Annotated in this window: 16 protein-coding genes and 2 tRNA genes; 4 read left to right on the top strand and 14 right to left on the bottom strand. The window is 62.7% G+C overall.

Annotation, left to right across the window (positions count from 1 at the left end; translation table 11 throughout):
• Positions 1-17: 17 nt before the first annotated feature.
• Complete coding sequence (locus tag Q0877_RS03445; protein WP_299165728.1) at positions 18-1265, top strand: acetyl-CoA C-acyltransferase; 1248 nt, start codon at positions 18-20, stop codon at positions 1263-1265.
• The gene (locus Q0877_RS03440) at positions 1262-3373 is read left to right on the top strand and encodes a 3-hydroxyacyl-CoA dehydrogenase NAD-binding domain-containing protein (RefSeq protein ID WP_299165727.1); all 2112 of its coding nucleotides are present in this window, start codon (positions 1262-1264) and stop codon (positions 3371-3373) included. The genes Q0877_RS03445 and Q0877_RS03440 overlap by 4 nt, the downstream gene beginning before the upstream one ends.
• A 27-nt stretch (positions 3374-3400) precedes the next feature.
• On the opposite strand, the gene Q0877_RS03435 is transcribed toward Q0877_RS03440, so the two are convergent.
• The 6 genes from Q0877_RS03435 to Q0877_RS03410 form a co-directional block, all read right to left on the bottom strand.
• The gene (locus Q0877_RS03435; RefSeq protein ID WP_299165726.1) at positions 3401-4363 is read right to left on the bottom strand and encodes an aldo/keto reductase; all 963 of its coding nucleotides are present in this window, start codon (positions 4361-4363) and stop codon (positions 3401-3403) included.
• Positions 4364-4407: 44 nt separating this feature from the next.
• Positions 4408-4824: a nucleoside-diphosphate kinase gene (gene ndk, locus Q0877_RS03430; RefSeq protein ID WP_299165725.1), complete on the bottom strand. Its 417-nt coding sequence runs from the start codon at positions 4822-4824 to the stop codon at positions 4408-4410.
• A 61-nt stretch (positions 4825-4885) separates the two neighbouring features.
• Complete coding sequence (locus tag Q0877_RS03425; RefSeq protein ID WP_299165724.1) at positions 4886-5344, bottom strand: DUF4233 domain-containing protein; 459 nt, start codon at positions 5342-5344, stop codon at positions 4886-4888.
• A 10-nt stretch (positions 5345-5354) separates the two neighbouring features.
• Positions 5355-6755 (bottom strand): folylpolyglutamate synthase/dihydrofolate synthase family protein, encoded by a 1401-nt coding sequence (locus Q0877_RS03420; RefSeq protein WP_299165723.1) that lies wholly within the window; start codon positions 6753-6755, stop codon positions 5355-5357.
• Positions 6752-10060: an isoleucine--tRNA ligase gene (gene ileS, locus Q0877_RS03415; protein ID WP_299165722.1), complete on the bottom strand. Its 3309-nt coding sequence runs from the start codon at positions 10058-10060 to the stop codon at positions 6752-6754. Before ileS ends, Q0877_RS03420 begins: the two co-directional genes overlap by 4 nt.
• A 329-nt stretch (positions 10061-10389) precedes the next feature.
• Positions 10390-11145, bottom strand: coding sequence for an SDR family oxidoreductase (locus Q0877_RS03410; RefSeq protein ID WP_299165721.1), 756 nt, complete (start codon positions 11143-11145; stop codon positions 10390-10392).
• Between the two features lie 66 nt (positions 11146-11211).
• Here Q0877_RS03410 and valS point away from each other — a divergent pair, with 66 nt between their 5' ends.
• Complete coding sequence (gene valS, locus Q0877_RS03405; protein WP_299165720.1) at positions 11212-13848, top strand: valine--tRNA ligase; 2637 nt, start codon at positions 11212-11214, stop codon at positions 13846-13848.
• Between the two features lie 72 nt (positions 13849-13920).
• Here the strand turns inward: valS and Q0877_RS03400 are convergent, their stop codons facing one another.
• The 6 genes from Q0877_RS03400 to Q0877_RS03375 form a co-directional block, all read right to left on the bottom strand.
• Positions 13921-14541 (bottom strand): DsbA family protein, encoded by a 621-nt coding sequence (locus Q0877_RS03400; RefSeq protein ID WP_299165719.1) that lies wholly within the window; start codon positions 14539-14541, stop codon positions 13921-13923.
• 22 nt (positions 14542-14563) lie between these two features.
• On the bottom strand, positions 14564-15856 hold the full coding sequence (gene clpX / locus Q0877_RS03395) for an ATP-dependent Clp protease ATP-binding subunit ClpX (protein WP_299165717.1): 1293 nt from the start codon (positions 15854-15856) through the stop codon (positions 14564-14566).
• A 186-nt stretch (positions 15857-16042) separates the two neighbouring features.
• Complete coding sequence (locus Q0877_RS03390) at positions 16043-16717, bottom strand: ATP-dependent Clp protease proteolytic subunit (protein ID WP_299165716.1); 675 nt, start codon at positions 16715-16717, stop codon at positions 16043-16045.
• Positions 16718-16762: 45 nt separating this feature from the next.
• Entirely contained in the window at positions 16763-17359 is a 597-nt protein-coding gene (locus Q0877_RS03385) for an ATP-dependent Clp protease proteolytic subunit (RefSeq protein WP_299165890.1), read from the bottom strand.
• A gap of 196 nt (positions 17360-17555) precedes the next feature.
• On the bottom strand, positions 17556-18983 hold the full coding sequence (gene tig / locus Q0877_RS03380) for a trigger factor (protein WP_299165714.1): 1428 nt from the start codon (positions 18981-18983) through the stop codon (positions 17556-17558).
• Positions 18984-19093: 110 nt separating this feature from the next.
• Positions 19094-19167: transfer RNA gene (locus Q0877_RS03375), tRNA-Pro, on the bottom strand.
• Positions 19168-19311: 144 nt separating this feature from the next.
• Between Q0877_RS03375 and Q0877_RS03370 the strand changes: the two genes are divergently transcribed.
• Positions 19312-19385 (top strand) — tRNA-Gly (locus Q0877_RS03370).
• A gap of 46 nt (positions 19386-19431) precedes the next feature.
• Here Q0877_RS03370 and Q0877_RS03365 read toward each other — a convergent pair.
• Together Q0877_RS03365 and Q0877_RS03360 are read right to left on the bottom strand one after the other, a co-directional pair.
• Positions 19432-20331 (bottom strand): Fpg/Nei family DNA glycosylase, encoded by a 900-nt coding sequence (locus tag Q0877_RS03365; protein ID WP_299165713.1) that lies wholly within the window; start codon positions 20329-20331, stop codon positions 19432-19434.
• Positions 20331-20804, bottom strand: coding sequence for a ribose-5-phosphate isomerase (locus Q0877_RS03360; protein WP_299165712.1), 474 nt, complete (start codon positions 20802-20804; stop codon positions 20331-20333). The genes Q0877_RS03365 and Q0877_RS03360 overlap by 1 nt, the downstream gene beginning before the upstream one ends.
• Positions 20805-20881 lie beyond the last annotated feature (77 nt).

Here is a 20881-nt window from a genome sequence, read left to right as displayed (position 1 = left end):
CTCAACGAGGAGCGATTGTGCCCACACCAGCCACAGCAGCGCGGCAACAAATCAGGGACGTCGTCTTCGTGGACGGCGTCAGGACACCCTTCGGCAAGGCCGGAGACAAGGGGATACACGCGGGTACACGGGCCGACGACCTGATCGTCAAGTGCATCCGTGAGCTGATGCGGCGCAATCCGTCCCTCCCCCCGGAGCGGATCGACGACGTCGCCATTGCGGCCACAACACAGACCGGCGATCAGGGGCTGACCATCGGACGAACCGCGGCGCTGCTGTCGGGCCTGCCCCGAACGGTTCCGGGGTTCGCCATCGACCGGATGTGCGCAGGCGCCATGACCGCCGTGACAACCACCGCCTCCGGAATCGCATTCGGTGCGTATGACGTTGTGGTGGCCGGCGGCGTCGAACATATGGGCCACCATCCAATGGGCTCCGGCACTGATCCGAATCCGCGTTTCCTTGCCGAACGCCTCGTTGATCCTGCCGCCCTCAACATGGGAAATACTGCAGAGAACCTGCACGACCGTTTCCCAGCCATTACGAAAGAGCGCGCTGACTCCTATGCCGTCGCCAGCCAGGCGAAGCTAGCTGCAGCATACGGCCGCAAGCAGATCCAACCGGATCTGGTCCCTGTTGCAGGCCGGAAGCCAGGGTCAGGCTGGACTGTGAACCAGCAGGACGAACCCCCGCGCCCGGGCACTACCATCGAGGATCTCGCGACGCTCCGTACGCCGTTCCGACCGCATGGTCGGGTCACCGCGGGCAACGCTGCCGGGCTGAATGACGGTGCCACAGCAGCACTGCTCGCTTCTGCAGACGCAGCCGCCGAACTGGGTCTTCCCACAAAAATGCGTCTCGTTGCCTACGCTTTCGCCGGCGTCGAGCCGGAGGTCATGGGTATCGGGCCTGTGCCGGCCACCGAGAAGGCCCTGCGCCAGGCCGGCCTGACAATCGACGATATCGGCTTGTTCGAAATCAACGAGGCCTTCGCGGTCCAGGTCCTGTCCTTCCTTGACCACTTCGGCATTGCTGACGATGACCCGCGTGTCAACCGCTACGGTGGAGCGATTGCCGTAGGCCACCCTCTGGCCTCCTCGGGCGTGCGCCTCATGACACAGCTGGCTCGTCAGTTCGAAGAAGATCCACAGGTCCGGTACGGCATCACGACCATGTGCGTAGGGCTGGGGATGGGCGGAACCGTCATCTGGGAGAATCCGCACCACGCAGACTATTCAGGAAACACCACGGAGGACGCAGCATGAGTTTCGAACGCTTCGAGGGGCTGGCCGCGCTTGTTCCGGATGAGGTGATCACGCACTCGCTTGTGGAGGACGTCCCGCTTCCCGGCGGCCGCGGAGCAATGGCCCTCATCACCCTCGACAACGGGCTGGACCATAGCCGGCCCACCACCCTGGGGCCAGCCACGCTAATCGAGTTCGGCCGTACCCTTGAGAACCTCAAAGACCGCGCGCGGTCGGGTGAGATCTCCGCTGTCGCACTGACCGGAAAGCCATACTTCCTTGCCGCGGGCGCGGACCTCTCCACAGTGAAGTCACTGAAAGCTGCGGAACAGGGACGTCTGATGGCCGAACTCGGTCACACGGCGTATAACCTCCTCGGTTCCCTCGGCGTTCCCAGCTTCGCATTCATCAACGGTGTGGCCCTCGGCGGCGGACTTGAGATCGCACTCGCCGCGGATTACCGGACGGTCTCCTCCAGCGCGAGCGGGATAGGACTACCAGAGGCCTTCATCGGCCTGGTTCCCGGGTGGGGAGGCGTGTACCGGCTTCCGCGGCTGACCGGCCCCCTCGCGGCCGTGAAGGTCATGATCGAAAATCCGCTCAGCAACAACCGCACCCTTGATGGCCGGTCTGCTTACGAAGCAGGTATTGCCGACGCTCTCTTCGAACCGGCCGATTTCCTTGAGCGGTCAGTCAGGTGGGCGGCGGATGTTCTGGAGGACTCCTCGGACGTTCGAGACCGCCGCGCAGCGCTATCACAGTACGACGACGGTGAGTGGGAAGCCGCCGCCGCGGCCGGGCGGGCATTCATTGAAGCGAAAACGTCCAATGCCGCACCTGCGCCGGGGAAAGTTGTGGATCTTTTCGAGGCTGCCCGGACCCGGACCCGGGCGGAGTCTGCCGCGGCGGAATGTGAGGCCCTGACTGAACTGATGCTAACGCCCCAGTTCCATGACACGGTTTACGCGTTCCTGGATCTCGTCCAGAAGCGGGCCAAGCGCCCGGCCGGCGCACCTGACAAATCGCTTGCCCGCCCCGTGACCAAGGTGGGAGTGGTGGGCGCGGGCCTGATGGCCAGCCAACTCGCGCTCCTTTTCGCGCGGCAGCTGAGCGTTCCCGTAGTTCTCACCGACATCGATCAGGCGCGCGTCGACAAGGGCGTCGGCTGGGTCCACACCGAAATCGACAGGATGCTGGGTAAGAAGCGGCTGTCCCCGGACAAGGCGAACCGCATCAAAGCCCTCGTGACCGGCTCCGTCTCGAAAGATGCTTTTGCCGACGCTGACTTCGTGATCGAGGCAGTCTTCGAAGAACTGAGCGTCAAAAAGTCGGTCTTCGCAGAGGTTGAACAGGTGGTCTCCCCCGAGTGCGTTCTGGCGACGAATACCTCGTCGCTCTCCGTAGCTGCAATGGCTGAGGATCTGCTGCACCCGGAACGCGCCGTCGGCTTCCACTTCTTCAACCCGGTCGCCGCCATGCCCCTGCTGGAAATAGTGAAGGCCCCGCGAACTGCAGATGAGGTCCTGGCGACAGCGTTTGCCGTCGGCAAGCAACTCAAGAAGAACGCGGTGCTTGTCAAGGACGCGCCGGCATTTGTGGTGAACCGGATTTTGGGACGCATGTTCGGCGAGATCACCGCGGCATTCGACGAAGGAACCGATGCCGCCACGGCAGATCGGGCGCTGCGGTCCTTGGGTTTGCCCATGACACCCTTCAAGCTGCTCGCACTGGTGGGCCTGCCGGTCGGTCAGCACGTACAGGAGTCTCTACACAGCGCCTTCGGGGATCGCTTCTACCTTTCGAAGAACCAGCAGATCCTGATCGACGCGGGCAAGAAGGGACTGTGGGAACAGGACGACGCCGGCACGGACGTGGTGCCCGAAGCCACCCTGGCGCTGCTCAGCTTCGGCTCTTCGCCGTCCTCAATTGAAGAGGTTCTGCGGCGTACGCAGGACGCTCTCGCGGATGAAATCGGCCGCATGCTCACGGAGGGCGTCGTCGCGGCACCCGAGGATATTGACCTGTGCATGATCCTCGGCGCAGGGTGGCCGATGCATCTCGGGGGCATTACCCCCTACCTGGACAGGGTTGGCGCTTCAGCTCGCGTCAACGGGAACACCTTCCACTGAACCGCCTGAATTCATCGCCGGGCGGGTCTATGGCCGGGCGGGAAAGATGTGATCAAGTTCCGCAAGGTCTGCCTCCGAGGGAATCCACCGGGCGGCTTCGGCGTTCTGCCTGACCTGCTCCGGCTTCGTCGCTCCAGCGATGACGCTGGCCACGGTCGGACGGCTGGCGAGCCACGAGAACGCAACATCCAACTCCGTCAGGGAGCGTGCGCGGGCGTAGGCGCTGAAGTCCGCAAGCTGTTCCCAGTTCGCATTGTCGAGCAGATTGGTTCGGGAGTGCGTCAAACGGCTTCCGGCTGGTGCGTGGCCGGCGGCGTACTTTCCGGTGAGCAGCCCGTTTGCCAGCGGGAAGTACGGCAAAAGGCCCAGGCCGTAGGACTGCGCTGCCGGGACAACCTCGCGCTCGACTGCGCGTTCCAGGAGGTTGTAGTGGTTCTGCGCTGAGATGAAGCGTGTTGAACCCAGCTGGCGGGCGACGTACTCCGCCTCCGCCACCTGCCAGCCGGCGAAGTTCGAGTGCCCGATGTACCGCACCTTCCCGCTCTGCACCAGCTGGTCCAGCGCTGCGAGAGTCTCGTCGATCGGCGTCGCCGGATCGGGAGCATGGTATTGATACAGGTCAATCCAGTCGGTGTTCAGCCGCTTCAGCGAGGATTCAACCGCCTTCACGATGTAGCGCCGCGACCCGCGCGCGCCCCAGTCAGGGCCGTTGACTCCTTTGAGGTCCAGCCCAAACTTGGTGGCCACCACTACGTCGTCGCGGTTCTTTCCCAGCGACCGCCCGAGAAGTTCCTCGCTGACACCGGGAGAGCGACCATAGGAGTCCGCGACATCGAACAGCGTGATTCCTGCGTCCAGCGCCGCACTCACGACTGCAGCGGCACCCCGCTGCGATTCCGAAGCGGTTCCGGGCCGGCCCAGGTTGTTGCACCCCAGACCGATCACCGAAACGCTCAAACCTGATGTGCCGAGTCTGCGATATTCAGTCATTGCCCAAGGCTATCAACCCGGCGCCGGAGTTCAGCCCGGCAGGGTCAGCTGAACCAGATCGAAATTTCCTTCTCGGCCGATTCGGCCGAGTCTGACCCGTGTACGAGGTTCTGCTGAACCTTCAATCCCCAGTCCCGGCCGAAGTCGCCGCGAATTGTTCCGGGTGCCGCCGTCGTCGGCTCCGTTGTCCCTGCCAGCGACCGGAAGCCCTCGATGACCCGTTCGCCCTCGAATACGGCAGCGACCACCGGTCCGCTCAGCATGAATTCGACCAGCGGCTCGTAGAAGGGCTTGCCCACATGCTCGGCATAGTGCGCTTCCAGGATTTCCCTGGTGGCGTTCACCATCTTGAGGTCTACAAGCCTGTAGCCCTTCGCCTCAACGCGGGAGAGGATTGTTCCGCTCAGTCCGCGGGCGACGCCGTCGGGCTTGACCAGTATCAGGGTCCGCTCAGTACTCATATTGTTCCTTTCGATTACGCTCTGTTCGGCCGGTAACCGGCCGGGTCCATCGTCGACTCTACTAAAGCGTCTGCCCGCCGTTGTTCCCCTCGGGCCGGTTTGCCTGCTCCCACTCAGCCTGCTCACGATCGCGCTGCGCATTCTCCCGGTCCAAGCGTCCGCCGGTGCGGATCCCGTACAGCCACGTAGCAGCGAAAAGAACACCAACGAGAAACATCATCGGTTCAGCAATCCCGGTGGCGATAATCAACACCTGTAGCACCCAGCCGAGCAGAATGCCATACGGCTTCGTCAGGAGCGCACAGGACGCGATGAGCACGGCACTCAGAGTGAGTCCGATGCCGAGGATCAGGCCTACCGGGATGGTGTCGGAGCGCAGGCCGAACACTACGAGCGTCGCGAACAGCACGACGAAGGCTTCGAGCAGGAGCACCGTCGACGCGAACATCACCTTGACCGAGCGCCGCTTCTTCGGCATGCCCGGACGCCACTCGCGTTGGGCCTTTGTCTGGCGAGCCATCTGCGACCCCTTACTTGCCCAGGAGTGTGCGGGCTTCGCCCACCACGGTGATTGACCCGGTTACCAGGACGCCGCCTCCGCCGAGCTCGCTGCCTTCTTCAGCAGTCAGCACGGCCCATTCAAGGGCATCGTCCAGTCGCTCGGCAACATGGATGCGATTCTCTGCGAAGCCTGCGCTCAGCGCCAGCCTGCGCAGGTCCTCTGCGGGAATGGAGCGAGGCGAGGTTGACTGGGTCAGGCATACGTCCTCGAGCACCCCGCCGAGTTCCTCGTGCAATTCGCTGAGGATTCCTCCGGCATCCTTGTCCTTGAGGACACCGATGACGAGAACGAGCTTGGTGAACTCAAAGGCCTCGTTGATTGCTTTCGCCGATGCACGGGCGCCTGCGGCGTTGTGAGCCGCATCCACCAGAATGCTGGGGGCCGTCCGTACCAGCTCCAACCGTCCCGGCGACGTGACCGCGCCTAATCCATCGCGGACGACATCGCTACTCAGTTCCCGGGAACCGCCGCCGAGGAATGCCTCGACCGCCGCGATGGCCACTGCCGCGTTCTGCGCCTGGTGCTCACCATGAAGGGGTAAAAGCAAGTCCTCGTAGCGGCCTGCCATTCCTGCCACGGTGAGCTGCTGCCCTCCGACGGCGATCCGCCGGTCTTCCACGCCGAATTCCACTCCCTCGAAGCGGAACTCGACGCCGGTTTCACGCGCCTTCTCCAGGAGCACCTGCGCCGCATCTGCAGGCTGGGCAGCGCTGACGAGGAACCCGCCCGGCTTGATGATCCCCGCCTTTTCAATCGCGATGTCGCCGGGGGTATCCCCGAGAAGCTCGGTGTGGTCGAGAGAAATCGGCGTGACGACCGATACAACGCCGTCACCGACGTTGGTGGCGTCCGTGATGCCTCCAAGTCCCACTTCGATAACCGCCACGTCCACGGGCTCATCAGCGAAGATAGCGAAGGCCAGAATGGTCACGCATTCAAAGTAGGTCAGCTGCGGTTCACCGGCGGCATCAAGCTCGGAGTCGACGATCTGCAGATACGGCCGGATCTCATCCCAGACGCGCACAAACGTCTCATCCGCGACGGGTTCACCGTCGATACTGATCCGCTCGGTCACCCGCGCAAGGTGCGGACTGGTGTAGCGGCCGGTGCGCAGGTCATGTGCGCGCAGCAGCCCTTCGATCATGCGGGCTGTGGAGGTCTTTCCGTTCGTGCCGGTGATGTGAATGATCGGCACTGCCCGGTTCGGCTCGCCGAGGATCTCCATTGCCCGGAAAAGCGGCGCCATACGGGGCTGCATCTTGCTTTCGGGCGCACGGCTCAGCAACTCGGCGTACACGCTCTCAACCGAGAACCGGTCGATGCCCTCCCCGCTTCCGGGTACGCTGTCAGCGTTCATATCAGCGTTCATGCCTGCCGCTCCACCTTCACTGACACTCCGTTTGCCGGCGCGGATACCGTGGCAACAAGTTCCAGTTCATCGGTCAATGTTTCCTGCTTCACCAGCTCAGCGTGCATTTCCAGGGCAGAGAGCGTCTCTGCGTCGGACTCCACAGTAGTGATAACGCGGTCACTGATGTGGAGATCAGCATCCCGGCGTGCCTGCTGGATGGAACGGATGACATCGCGGGCAGTGCCTTCCGCCGCAAGTTCAGGCGTGACGAAGGTGTTGAGGACAAGGAAACCACCGCCCGGCAGCACCGTCACTGCGGTGCTCACGCCGTCGTCGTCGTTTCTGTCTACTACCGTCTCCAGCGTGTATTCGCCCGGCTCCAACACCAGGCCGCCGGCGGTGACGGCGCCGGCGTCGTCCAACGACCAGTCGCCCGCCTTGGCGGCTTTGATCGCGGCCTGGACGTTCTTGCCCAGCCGCGGACCGGCGGCGCGCGCATTGACAACCAGCTTTTGCGAGATCCCGAACTCCTCAGGCGAGACATCCGCGGAGTCGATCAGCCGGACGGACTTGATGTTCAGCTCATCCGCGATGACAGCGCGGTACTGGCCCTCAAGCTCCCCGGCCTGCGGCGCAACGACCGTCAATTCCGCCAGCGGCAGTCGCACGCGGAGGTTTGCGGCCTTCCGCAGGCTGGAGCCAGTGGAGCAGATCTGCCGGGTCCGCTCCATCCGCTCGACCAGTTCCGGTGCAGCAGCGAACGACGACGGCGCCGCCCAGTCGGTCAGGTGCACTGAGCGGCCGCCGGTCAGGCCGCGCCAGATCTCCTCCGTGACCAGCGGCAACAGTGGAGCCGCCACCCGGCTGACCGCTTCAAGGCAGGTATAAAGGACGTCGAAGGCGTCGGTGTCCTCGTCGAAGAACCGCTGCCGACCCCGGCGCACGTACCAGTTGGTCAAGGTGTCCAGGTAGCGTCGCAGCGACTCGCAAGCGTCGCTGATGTTGAACGCATCGAGGGAAGCCGTCATATCCTCCACCAGGTTTCCGGTGTAGGCGAGGATATAGCGGTCCAGCGGATCTGCCAGGAATTCAGCCGTCTCGGCAGTTACAGTCTTGGCCTCGTATCCTGCGCCGCCGGCGGCGGCGTTGGTGTACAGCCGGAAGAAATGCCAGACGTTCCAGAGCGGCAGGATGACCTGCCGGACGCCGTCGCGGATTCCCTGCTCCGTGACGATGAGATTGCCGCCGCGGAGGATGGGCGAGGCCATCAGGAACCAGCGCATGGCATCCGAGCCGTCGCGGTCGAGGACCTCGGAGACGTCCGGGTAGTTCTGCAGGCTCTTGGACATCTTCTGACCGTCCGAGCCAAGCACGATCCCATGGCTGATGACATTCCTGAACGTCGGCCGGTCGAACAGGGCAGTCGCCAGGATGTGCAGCGTGTAGAACCAGCCGCGGGTCTGGCCGATGTACTCGACGATGAAATCAGCAGGATTATGGGACTCGAACCAGTCCTGGTTCTGCATCGGATAGTGCACCTGGGCGTACGGCATGGACCCTGAGTCGAACCAGACGTCGAGCACATCCGCCACGCGGCGCATGGTCGACCGGCCTTCTTCGGGAGTACGCGGGTCGTCCGGGTTGGGACGGGTCAGCTCGTCGATGAAGGGCCGGTGCAGGTCAACCTCGCCGGCCGCGTTGCGAGGCAGGCGCCCGAAGTCACTCTCGATTTCCGCGAGTGATCCGTAAACGTCTGTGCGGGGGTAGTTCGGATCATCCGACACCCACACCGGGATGGGGCTGCCCCAGTAGCGGTTGCGGCTGATCGACCAGTCCCGTGCATTCTCCAGCCACTTGCCGAACTGGCCGTCCTTGACGTTGTCCGGGATCCAGTTGATCTGCTGGTTGAGCTCGACCATGCGGTCCTTGATCTTGGTGACCTCAACGAACCAGGAGGAGACCGCGCGGTAGATCAGCGGATTGCGGCAGCGCCAGCAGTGCGGGTAGCTGTGGACGTAACTTGCCTGGCGTACCAGGCGACCGGCGTCACGCAGCACGCGGGTGATGGTTTTGTTCGCTTCGAAGACCTGGACCCCGACGATGTCCGACAGCGGCCCGTTCTCGAAGGTCCGAAGGAAGCGGGCGCCCTCATCGACCGAGAGGATCACCTGGATCCCTGCGTCCTCACAGATCTTCTGATCCTCTTCGCCGTAGGCAGGCGACTGGTGCACGATGCCGGTACCGTCCGTCGTCGTGACGTAGTCCGCAACGAGGAAGCGGAAGGCATTGCGGTAGCCGCCCCGTTCGGGATCGACTAGGTAATCCCAGAGCGGTTCGTACTCGAGGCCGCCGAGCTCGGTTCCGCGGTGTGTTCCGACGACGGCTGCACGTGCCTCCTCAGCGGACGCGTAGCCGAAGTCTTTCGCATAGCCTGACAGGAGCTCCTCCGCGATGAGGAAGCGGCGCCCTTCGAAAGTACCGGCGCCTGGTACCAGCGCGTAGTGGATATCCGGGCCGACGGCGAGAGCCGCATTGGTGGGCAGCGTCCAGGGCGTGGTGGTCCAGGCAAGCGCCTCGACGCCGGCCAGCTCCTGCGACAGGGCCGACTCTCCGGCCAGGATCGGGAACGTCACGGTGACGGTCTGATCCTGGCGGTCCTGGTAGACGTCGTCGTCCATACGCAGCTCGTGGTTGGACAGCGGAGTCTCGTCCTTCCAGCAGTACGGAAGCACCCGGTAACCGTTGTACGTCAGACCCTTGGAGTGCAGGGTCTTGAAGGCCCAGAGCACCGACTCCATGTAATCGACGTTCAGGGTCTTGTAATCGTTCTCGAAATCGACCCAGCGGGCCTGGCGGGTGACGTAGTCCCGCCACTCCCCCGCATACTTCATGACCGAGGCACGGCATGCATCGTTGAACTTGTCGATGCCCATGGCTTCGATCTGCTTCTTGTCGCTCATACCGAGCTGCTTCATGGCCTCCAGTTCGGCGGGAAGTCCATGGGTATCCCAACCGAATCGGCGCTCAACGCGGCGGCCGCGCTGCGTCTGGTAGCGGCCCACGAGGTCCTTGGCATAGCCGGTCAGCAGATGCCCGTAATGGGGCAGTCCGTTGGCGAAAGGGGGTCCGTCGTAGAAGACGAACTCGTTCGAGCCGTGCTGGCCACCGGACAAGTCAGCGCCGCGCTGGTCAATGGAGGCCTGGAAGGTGCCGTCCTGGTCCCAGTATGCGAGAACGCGTTCCTCCAGCTCGGGGAACTTCGGTGAGGCCGAGCCGGAGACAGCCGGATCTGCGGCTGAGGCCTTGGGATAGATCTGTGACATGTGGTGTGTCCTGAAGCTGGCGAGGATGCGGCGGGCAAGATTCATCAATCTGCAAGGACGAACTTTCCGCCGGGACCGAAGCCCCGGTGAGCAATCCGCGGTACCACCTCGCTTGCCTGCACTCCTCCTCCCTGAGTGGAAGGAACAGCACAAGCCGCTTCATGTCCGCTGTGACGGGCTTACCCGTCCGGTTCTACTCACCGGCGGAATTTCTTCCGCGGGATTTCTTCCGGAAGCTCACCGGTGATGGCCGGGTCGTAGCTGATCGCTCAATTCTAACGGTCGATGTCGGACTTAGCGAACTTCCCGAATCGGAAAGCCGCGCCGCGTCAGCTGCTGCGGATTACCTTGTGCGCAGCCGCCTGCGCCACGGGCCGTACAACAATCTCGTCGAGGTTCACATGGTGCGGCACTGAAACCGCGTAGGCGACAACATCAGCGACGTCGTCCGCTGTAAGCGGCTTTTCGACGCCCGCATACACCTTCTCTGCCGCCGCTTCGTTCCCGAGCCGGTTCAGGGAGAACTCCTCCGTATGGACCATGCCGGGAAGGACCTCAATCACGCGCACGTTGTTCTCTACCTCCTCGAGGCGCAGCGCCCGCGTGAGCGCTCGCTGGGCCGCCTTGGCGGCGTTGTAGCCGGCGCCGCCCTCGTACGCGACCAGCGCCGCCGTCGAGGTCAGGTTCAGCACCGTGCCATCCCCATGCTTCCGCAGCATCGGCAAGAAGGCACGAATCAGCTTCATGGTGCCGAGAACGTTCGCCTCATACATCCACGCCCAGTCATCGGTGCAGGCGTCCGCCACCCAGTCGGTCCCGCGCGCGCCGCCGGCAATGTTCACCAGGGTGTCGATGCCGCCCGCTTCGGTGACGTCGCGCACCAGACGGGCAACGCCGTCGTCGTCGGTGATGTCCAGTGCCACCGGCACCGCGCCGGTCGCCTCGCCCAGCCGGTCCAACCGATCCTGGCGTCGGGCCACGGCCCAGACCTTCCAGCCGTCTGCAGCCAACCTGCGCACTGTCGCTTCACCGATACCGGAGCTTGCACCGGTTACAACTGCAGCCCTGCCCTGTCCAGAAGTCATTGACCCAAACTAGCCCACCGCGGAGCTCGATGCAGTCACAGACAGCCAGCATGAAACAATTGGTCCATGGCACACATCAACGAGGGTACAGACACGCCCACAACGGCCCCCATCAACGTTCCCGACAAGCCCGCGCTCGAGGGTCTCGAAGCCGCCCTGAACGAGCGCTGGCGCGCCGAGGGAACGTACACCTTCAATCCCGAGACGTCGCGTGAAGCCGTCTACTCGATCGACACGCCGCCGCCGACAGCGTCCGGTTCACTGCATGTGGGCCACGTCTTCTCCTACACGCAGACCGACGTGATGGCGCGCTACCAGCGTATGACCGGCAAGAACGTTTTCTATCCGATGGGCTGGGATGACAACGGCCTGCCCACCGAACGGCGCGTGCAGAACTACTACGGCGTGCGATGTGACCCATCCGTGCCGTACAACGCCGACTACCGTCCACCCGCCCAACCCGCAAAGAACCAACGCGATTTCGACGTCGTCTCCCGCCGCAACTTCATCGAGCTCTGCGAGGAGCTCGCGGTCGAGGATGAAAAGGTTTTCGAGAATCTCTTCCTGTCCCTCGGTCTGTCCGTGGATTGGAATCTGACCTACCGCACGATCGACTCAACTTCCCGTGCAGTGTCGCAGCGGGCTTTCCTCGCGAATCTCAAGCAGGGCGATGCCTACCTCGCTGAAGCGCCCACGCTGTGGGATGTAACGTTCCGGACGGCTGTTGCGCAGGCGGAGTTGGAAGACCGGGAGGTGCCCGGCGCGTACTTCCGCTACCCCTTTGCGGCGGCCGACGGCACCCGGATCCACATCGAGACCACCCGTCCCGAGCTGCTCGCTGCCTGCGTGGCGCTCGTGGCGCACCCGGACGATGAGCGATACCAGCCGTACTTCGGCACGACGGTCACCTCTCCCCTCTTCGGGGTGGAGGTCGAGGTCAGGGCACATCCGCTGGCCAAGCCGGACAAGGGCGCCGGCATCGCCATGGTCTGTACCTTCGGCGACCTGACCGACGTCACCTGGTGGCGGGAACTGGAACTGCCCACCAGAGCAATCGTCGGCCGGGACGGCCGCATCCTCGCGGATACCCCGGACTGGATTACGACGACGGCGGGCCGGGAAAACTATGCCCGCATCGCCGGCAAAACGGTCTTTTCCGCAAAGGAGGCCGTCGCGGAGCTGCTTGCGGATGCGGATCTGCTGGACGGAGAACCAAAGAAGATCACCCACCCGGTGAACTTCTTCGAGAAGGGCGACAAGCCGCTCGAGGTCGTGACGAGCCGCCAGTGGTACATCCGCAACGGCGGCCGCGACGCCGACCGCCGTGAACGCCTCATTGCACGCGGCCGCGAGATCGACTTCCACCCCTCCTTCATGCGCAGCCGCTATGAGAACTGGATCGAGGGCCTCAATGGAGACTGGCTGATTTCCCGCCAGCGGTTCTTCGGCGTGCCTTTCCCCGTCTGGTATGCCCTCGATGAAAACGGAACGCCCGACTACGAGAACCCGATCCTGCCCTCGGACGACATGCTGCCCGTGGACCCTGCGGCGGAACCGGCTCCGGGCTTCGACGAAGCACAGCGCGACCACCCCGGCGGCTTCATGGGTGACCCGGACGTGCTTGACACCTGGGCGACTTCCTCCCTCTCGCCGCAGATCATCGGCGGCTGGTCGCGTGATGAGGACCTTTTCGCCAAGGTGTACCCGTTTGACCTGCGCCCGCAGGGACACGACATCATCCGTACCTGGATGTTCTCTTCGGTGGTTCGCGCCGACTCGCTGCTTGACTCGGCTCCGTGGAAGCACGCGGCCATTTCGGGCTGGATTCTGGATCCCGACCGCAAGAAGATGTCCAAGTCCAAGGGCAATGTCGTGGTTCCCACGGATGCGCTGGAGCAGTTCGGCTCGGACGCCGTCCGCTACTGGGCAGCGTCGGCCAAGCTTGGTGCGGACACCGCCTATGAGATCGCACAGATGAAGATCGGCCGCCGGCTCGCCATCAAGTTGTTGAACGCATCCAAATTTGTTCTCAACCTGGGCGCCACTGAAGCGGACATCATTTCGGTCGACGCGGGAACGGTCACCAATCCGCTCGACCGTTCCCTCCTGGCGTCCCTCGATGAGGTCGTTCAGCAGGCAACGGCTGCCTTCGAGAAGTACGACTACGCGCGGGCCCTTCAGCTCACTGAGACGTTCTTCTGGTCGTTCACCGACGACTACGTCGAACTCATCAAGGACCGTGCCTATGGAAGTGCCGGCGAAGCGGAGAAGGCATCGGTCCTCGCCGCACTCGCGACGAGCCTCGATCGGCTGCTTCGGCTCTTCGCCCCCGTCCTGCCCTTTGCCACGGAGGAGGTCTGGGGCTGGTGGAGGCAAGGATCGGTGCATCGCGCGGCATGGCCGGCCTCGGGAGCGCTTACCTCCGCCGCCTTGAACGCGGACACCGGCATGCTGGCCACCGTCGGCGCAGCATTGGGTGGGCTGCGGAAGGCGAAGTCGGAGGCCAAGGTCAAGCAGCGTACCCAGGTGCTCGCAGCCGTCATCCACGGTTCCGAGGCGCAGGTGCGGCAGCTTGAAGCTGCGCGCTTTGACCTGAGTGCGGCAGGCAATGCCGCCGGACTTGAGCTACGCGTCCACGATGGCGATCTCACGGTCAGCGATGTTCGTCTGGCGCCGCCGGAAGAGCCCGTCAACCCGTCCTGACCCAGCACCAGAAAGAACCCCTCCAGCATCACGCTGGAGGGGTTCCCTTTGTGCTGACCGTTTGTGTTCGCCCTACTCGAACGACGGACTGGAAGTACGGGACCGCTTCAGCTCGAAGAACTCGGGGAAACCGGCCATCATCACTGCTCCGTCGAAGATGCGGCCGGCTTCTTCCCCGCGGGGAATGCGGGTGAGGACCGGCCCGAAGAAGGCGGTGCCGTCGAATGCCACGACGGGGGTACCGACTTCGTCGCCAACCCTGTCGATGCCATCCTGGTGCGACGCCCGCAACTGCTCGTCATATTCATCACTGGTGGCGTATTCAGCAAGAGAAGCGGGCAGCCCGGTCTCCTGAAGAGCCTCGCGGATGACTGCGGCGTAATCATCGTTTCCGCCGTTGTGAATGCGCATGCCCATCGCGTCATAAAGCTTCTTGATGTTCTGGGGGCCGTGCAGTTCAGCGGCCGCGATGATAACGCGGACCGGAGCCCATGCCTGCTTCATGCCCTCCTTGTACTCCTCGGGCAGATCCCTACCCTCGTTGAGGACAGACAAGCTCATCACGTGCCACTCGACCGAAACGTCCCGTACCTTTTCGACCTCTCCCATCCAGCGGGAGGTGATCCAGGCGAACGGGCACACCGGGTCAAACCAGAAGTCGGCCTTCTTCTCGGATTTTTTGGCAGCAGTCATGGACACAACTCCTTGGTTCCGGCTACGCAGACTTGTTGCGGCGCTTGGCCACGACGTCGTGCGAGATCAGGGTAGGCTCGGCGGTCTTGTCGACGACAGCGGCGCTGATGACCACTGTTGCGATGTCTTCGCGGCTCGGCAGATCGAACATCACAGGCAGGAGGACCTCCTCCATGATTGCGCGGAGGCCGCGAGCCCCGGTTCCTCGCTCAAGAGCCTGGTCGGCGATCGCTTCCAGAGCCTGCGGCTCGAACAGAAGCTCCACGCCGTCCAGCGCAAACATCTTCTGATACTGCTTGATCAGGGCATTCTTGGGTTCGGTGAGAATTTGCATCAGGGCCGGACGATCCAAATGCGTGACGGTGGTGATTACCGGGAGGCGTCCGATGAACTCGGGGATCAACCCGAACTTGAGCAGGTCCTCGGGCATGACGTCGCCATAACTGACTTCCTCATTCTTGAGGGAACTCAGCGGCGCACCGAAACCGATGCCCTTGCGCCCGGCGCGTGATCCGATGATTTCTTCCAACCCCGCGAAGGCGCCGGCAACAATGAAGAGTACGTTCGTCGTGTCGATCTGGATGAATTCCTGGTGGGGATGTTTCCGTCCGCCCTGCGGCGGTACGGATGCAACCGTTCCCTCAAGGATTTTCAGCAGCGCCTGCTGAACTCCCTCACCTGACACATCACGCGTGATTGAAGGATTCTCGCTCTTGCGCGAAATCTTGTCGATCTCGTCGATGTAGATAATTCCCTGCTCGGCCTTCTTGACGTCATAGTCTGCGGCCTGAATAAGTTTCAGCAGAATGTTCTCAACATCCTCGCCTACGTAGCCTGCCTCGGTGAGCGCGGTGGCATCGGCGACGGCGAACGGCACGTTGAGCCGGCGGGCGAGCGTCTGGGCAAGGTAGGTCTTTCCGCAACCGGTGGGGCCGATCAGGAGGATGTTCGACTTGGCGATTTCGACGTCCTCTGCTGGCGAGGCATCCGACAGGTTGGCCGAAGCACGCGGCGAGTGACCGGACTGTATCCGCTTGTAGTGGTTGTAGACCGCCACAGCCAGCGAACGCTTGGCCGGCTCCTGCCCGATTACATACTCCTGCAGGAAATCGAAGATCTCACGGGGCTTGGGCAGCTCGAAGGTACCGAGGTCAGCGACTTCCGAGAGCTCTTCCTCGATGATCTCGTTGCACAGTTCAATGCATTCGTCGCAAATATAAACGCCCGGGCCCGCAATGAGCTTCCGGACCTGCTTTTGGCTTTTGCCACAGAAAGAGCACTTCAGTAGATCGGTGCTCTCACCAATGCGAGCCATGTGTCAGTCCCCTAACGTGGTCCTGGAGTATTTCGCCTAAGTCTTCGACCGTTGTCAGCTGCTGCAATGGGACGGTCTCCGTGCGTCGACTAGGTTCCACTCTAGGCCACTTGGTGGCCCGATTCAGCAATATAGCGCCCGTGGTCTCCCACAATTGCGAGGGACCACGGGCACTTACGGCACTAGCTACGGCTTGTTGATTTTCGGCGGTGTGATCTTCCGCGAGGTGAGTACTTCATCGACGAGACCGTAAGCCTTGGCATCCTCGGCCGTCAGAATCTTGTCCCGCTCAATGTCGATATTCACCTGTTCGGAGGTCTTCCCGCTGTGCAGCGCCAGCGTGTCTTCAAGCCAGGCACGCATACGCATGACTTCGTTGGCTTGAATCTCGAGGTCCGAAGCCTGCCCGCCCTGCCCACCGCCGAGCGCGGGCTGGTGAATGAGCACGCGGGCGTTGGGAAGGGCAAGGCGCTTGCCGGGCGCACCCGCTGCGAGCAGCACGGCGGCCGCGCTGGCCGCCTGGCCCAGGCAAACCGTCTGAATTTCGGGACGGATGAACTGCATTGTGTCGTAAATGGCCGTCATGGCCGTGAAGGACCCGCCGGGCGAATTGATGTAGAGCGTAATGTCCCGCTCAGGATCAGTGGACTCGAGGACAAGGAGTTGCGCCATCACATCGTCAGCGGAGGCGTCGTCCACCTGGACACCCAGGAAGATAATGCGATCCTCGAACAGTTTGGTGTACGGATCCTGGCGCTTGAACCCGTAGGGCGTGCGCTCCTCGAACTGGGGAAGAACGTAGCGGTTGCTTGGCAGCTGGGCAGCCCGGCCGCCGGCTGCGGCGGAGAAATCGTGGTTCATGGTGCCTCCTGTGTGGCAGGTCAGTGAAAGTGGGCTGTGTGCGGGTCAGTCGCGCTTGGTTCCGCCGCCGCCGGAGACGGATCCAGCGTGGGCCGAAATCTTGTCGAAGAACCCATATTCAAGGGCATCCTGGGCGGTGAACCACTTGTCGCGGTCATTGTCCTTGAGGATGGTCTCAACCGTCTGACCCGTCTGTTCAGCGGTGAGCTCGGCCATGACCCTCTTCATGTGCAGAATCAGCTCGGCCTGAATCTTGATGTCTGAAGCGGTACCACCGATTCCGCCTGAGGGCTGGTGCATCAGGATACGGGCGTGCGGAGTAGCGTAACGCTTCCCCTTGGTTCCGGAGGAAAGGAGGAACTGGCCCATCGAAGCGGCAAGCCCGGTGGCGACGGTGACGACATCATTCGGGATGAACTGCATGGTGTCGTAGATGGCCATGCCCGCAGTGACCGAACCTCCGGGGGAATTGATGTAGAGGAAGATGTCCTTCTCGGGATCCTCCGCAGAGAGCAGGAGCAGCTGCGAGCAGATCGCGTTGGCGTTCTCGTCGCGTACCTCGGAGCCGAGCCAGATGATGCGCTCCCTCAGGAGGCGGTTGTAAATGTAGTCGTCGCGGCTGGCAGGATCAACAGTTGCCATGGTCGGTGTGGTGGATTCGGGTGCCATTGCTGATTGACCTCTCACTCAGGTTTTTCTCTCACTGGACACTAACCTTTTTGGTTGATGTTTTGCTCCCGCGCCGTCAGCTGTTCGCTTACGGCGTTAGGAGGCAGGGAGGGTTAACAGCAGATGCCGCCAGCACATGGCTGACGGCATCTACTCAAGCGTTCGGAAATTACGCCTTCGGGGACTCCGCGTCCTCGTTTGCGGTGTCCGCGGCGGGTGCCTCCGACTCGACGACCGCGCCATCGGAGGTTTCGCCGGCTGCATCTTCGACCGGTGAGCCGGCCTCCGGCTGCTCCGATTCGCCTGCAGGCCGCACGAAGTCCGAGAGGTCCACCGTGTCACCGTTTGTGTCGGTCACGACGGCGAGCTCAAGGACCTTCGCCAGGGCCTTGCGCCGGCGTACTTCCCCAACGATCATCGGGACCTGGCCGCTCTGGTCGAGCATCTGCGCGAACTGATTGGGCTCCATGCCGTACTGGCTGGCAGAGGTCACGATGTAGTCGATCAGCTCGTTCTGGCTGACGCCGATTTCTTCCTTCTCAGCTACTGAGTCGAGGACGATCTCGTTACGGAACGCCTGCGCCGTGTTTTCGCGAACCTCGGCGCGGTGCTCCTCTGTGTCGTGATCGGCACCGGCTGAGTGGCTGGTCTCGGAGTTGAAGTGCTGCTCGAGCTGGTCTTCGATGACTGACTCAGGCACAGGAACCTCAACGAGCTCCAGGAGCTTCTCGAGCACCTTGTCGCGGGCTTCCACCCCTTGCTCCACGAGCTTGTCCTCGGCGGAGCGCTTGGCCAGGTCGGCACGCAGTTCGTCGATGGTGTCGAACTCACTTGCCAGCTGTGCAAAATCATCATTGGCATCCGGGAGTTCGCGCTCCTTCACTGCCTTCACTTCGACAGTCACCTCGGCTGCCTTGCCCGTGTGCTCGCCGCCGGCGAGGGTGGTCTCGAAGGTGGAGGACTCACCGGCGCTCAGACCGGTCACTGCTTCGTCCATGCCTTCGAGCATGGTGGCGGAGCCCACCTGGTACGAGATGTCCGCGGCGGAGTCCACTTCCTCACCGTCGATTTTCGCCGTGAGGTCAAGAGTCAGGAAATCACCGTCGGTCGAGGGACGGTCTACTTCCTTGAGCGTGCCGAACCGCCCGCGCAGTTCATCCAGCGCCTTCACGATGTCTTCGTCGCTCGCCTTGGCGGCCTCGACAGTTACCTCAAGACCGGAGTACTCGGGAAGTTCAATCTCAGGACGAACATCAAGCTCAACCGTGAAGAGAAGCTGGCCGTCCTGCGCCGAGGGGTCCGGAACCTCGGTGATCTCTACCTCGGGCCTGCTCAGCGGACGGATTTTCGTCTCCTGCACAGCGTCCTGGTAAAAGCCGTTCAGACCCTCGTTGATTGCTGTCTCGATGACGTAGCCGCGTCCGACGCGCTGATCAATCAGCTTGTTGGGAACCTTGCCCTTGCGGAAACCCGGAACCTGCACCTGGGTGGCGATGGTCTTGTAGGCAGCTTCGATGTTCGGCTTGAGTTCCTCGAAAGGGACCTCCACGTTGAGCTTCACTCGCGTGGGAGTGAGGTTTTCGACAGCGCTCTTCACAGCCTAGTTCTCCTGAATGATAGGGATCGGTTCTGCACCGGGCATACGTATCCCGCGAAGGATCATGTCTGCACCGTTTGATACAGGTTTCTGCACCGTTGAACACAGAGTCGGGGTGACAGGAGTTGAACCTGCGACTTCCTGCTCCCAAAGCAGGCGCTCTACCAAGCTGAGCTACACCCCGTTTGAGTGCAGAGGCAAGTCTACGAAAGAAACGGCAAGGTTGCACATTTTGAGAATTCGACGCCCTTATGGTGTAGTTATATGCGTTCCAGCCCGACCTGGAATCGCGCAGCTTTCACCGCGATTCAGTCTTCCGGCGGGTCTCGGGGATGTAGCTTAATGGTAAAGCCTCAGTCTTCCAAACTGATTACGCGGGTTCGATTCCCGTCATCCCCTCCACGTTCTTCCCGGACCGCCCCTTTTTGGACAGTCGTCCACGCCTGAATCAGTCAGCCTGACAGTACGGACACCAGTACAGCTTCCGAGCACCCATCTCAGCCATGGCCACCGGCGTGCCACAGATCCGACATTCGAGGCCAGTCCTTTTGTACACATAGTGCGCATCCTCCGCCGGCACAGCGGAGGAGCTCCCGGAGCCGGGAGACCGGTGCTGCGGCGTCGTCGTAACAATGCGCCCGGCACGCACGCCGTCGTTCATCAGGAGGACGAGGTCTTCCCACAGTGCCAGCGCCGTAACCTCCCCGAGCGCCACGCCCGGAAGCCATGGATGCACCCGACGCCGGAAGAGCACCTCGGCGCGATAGACGTTGCCGACGCCTGCGATCACTGCCTGATTCATCAGCGAAAGACCTACAGCGGTCCGGGTACGCCTTACGCGCGCAACGAATCGGGCAGGATCGGAGTCCGGGTTCAGCGGGTCCGGTCCGAGTTTGGCTATGATCGCGTCGCGCTCCGCCTGGGTGATGATCTCGCAGGCTGTCGGACCGCGCAGGTCCGCCCAACCATGCTTCGATACCAGCCGGACACGGACCGCCCCCACCGGAGCCGGTGGGCCGCCGTAGGAGGAGCCGCCGTCGTCGTCGTTCGGGGTTTCCCTCTCCCCTACCCGCCTCGGCGCACCGATACTGGATGCGCCACGGAACCGGCTGTCTCCGCCGAAGCTCCACGCCCCGTATAGGCCAAGATGGACGCGCATGACCAGATCATTGTCGAACTCCAGAAACAACTGTTTGCCGTGCGCCCGGGCGCCGGTCAGAACTGAGCCGTCAATACGTCCGGCACCCTCCAAGAAGCGGCCCTGGGGACTGCTCGCTTTCAGCGTTTCACCGGTGAACACCGAAGTGAACTGCCGGGCAAGCCGGTGGATGGAGTGGCCCTCAGGCACTACGGGAGAATTTCGCCGGTTGTCTCGTAAACGGCAATCTTGCTGATTCGCCGTACGTGCCGCTCTGCACCGCTGAAGGACTCCTCGAGAAAGGCCTCCACAATGGCGGTGGCCTCTTCGAGCGAATGCTGGCGTCCGCCAAGCGCTACGACATTGGCGTCGTTGTGTTCCCGGGCAAGCCGGGCTGTGTCGAGGTTCCAGGCCAGCGCTGCGCGTACGCCACGGACCTTGTTCGCTGCGATCTGCTCCCCGTTGCCCGACCCGCCAAGGACGATGCCGAGCGCCTCAACGCCAGAAAGCTGATCGTCGACGACCGCCAGGGCTGCGTTGATGCAGAAGGCAGGGTAGTCGTCCTCGGCATCGTAATCGGATGGGCCGTGGTCGATCAGTTCATATCCCTTCGCGCTGAGGTGCGCGACGAGGTGCGCACTGAGCTCCATGCCGGCGTGGTCGGTTGCAATATGAACGCGCATGTCGGATCCGTTCCAGAGAGATTTATTCGTCCGGTCCAGAGTACTTCGCCGGCCGGCGGGGCGACGCCGCGGAAATG

The organism is uncultured Arthrobacter sp., from assembly GCF_947495145.1.
Classification (GTDB): Bacteria; Actinomycetota; Actinomycetes; order Actinomycetales; family Micrococcaceae; genus Arthrobacter_D.
This window is presented reverse-complemented; position numbering and strand designations above follow the sequence as displayed.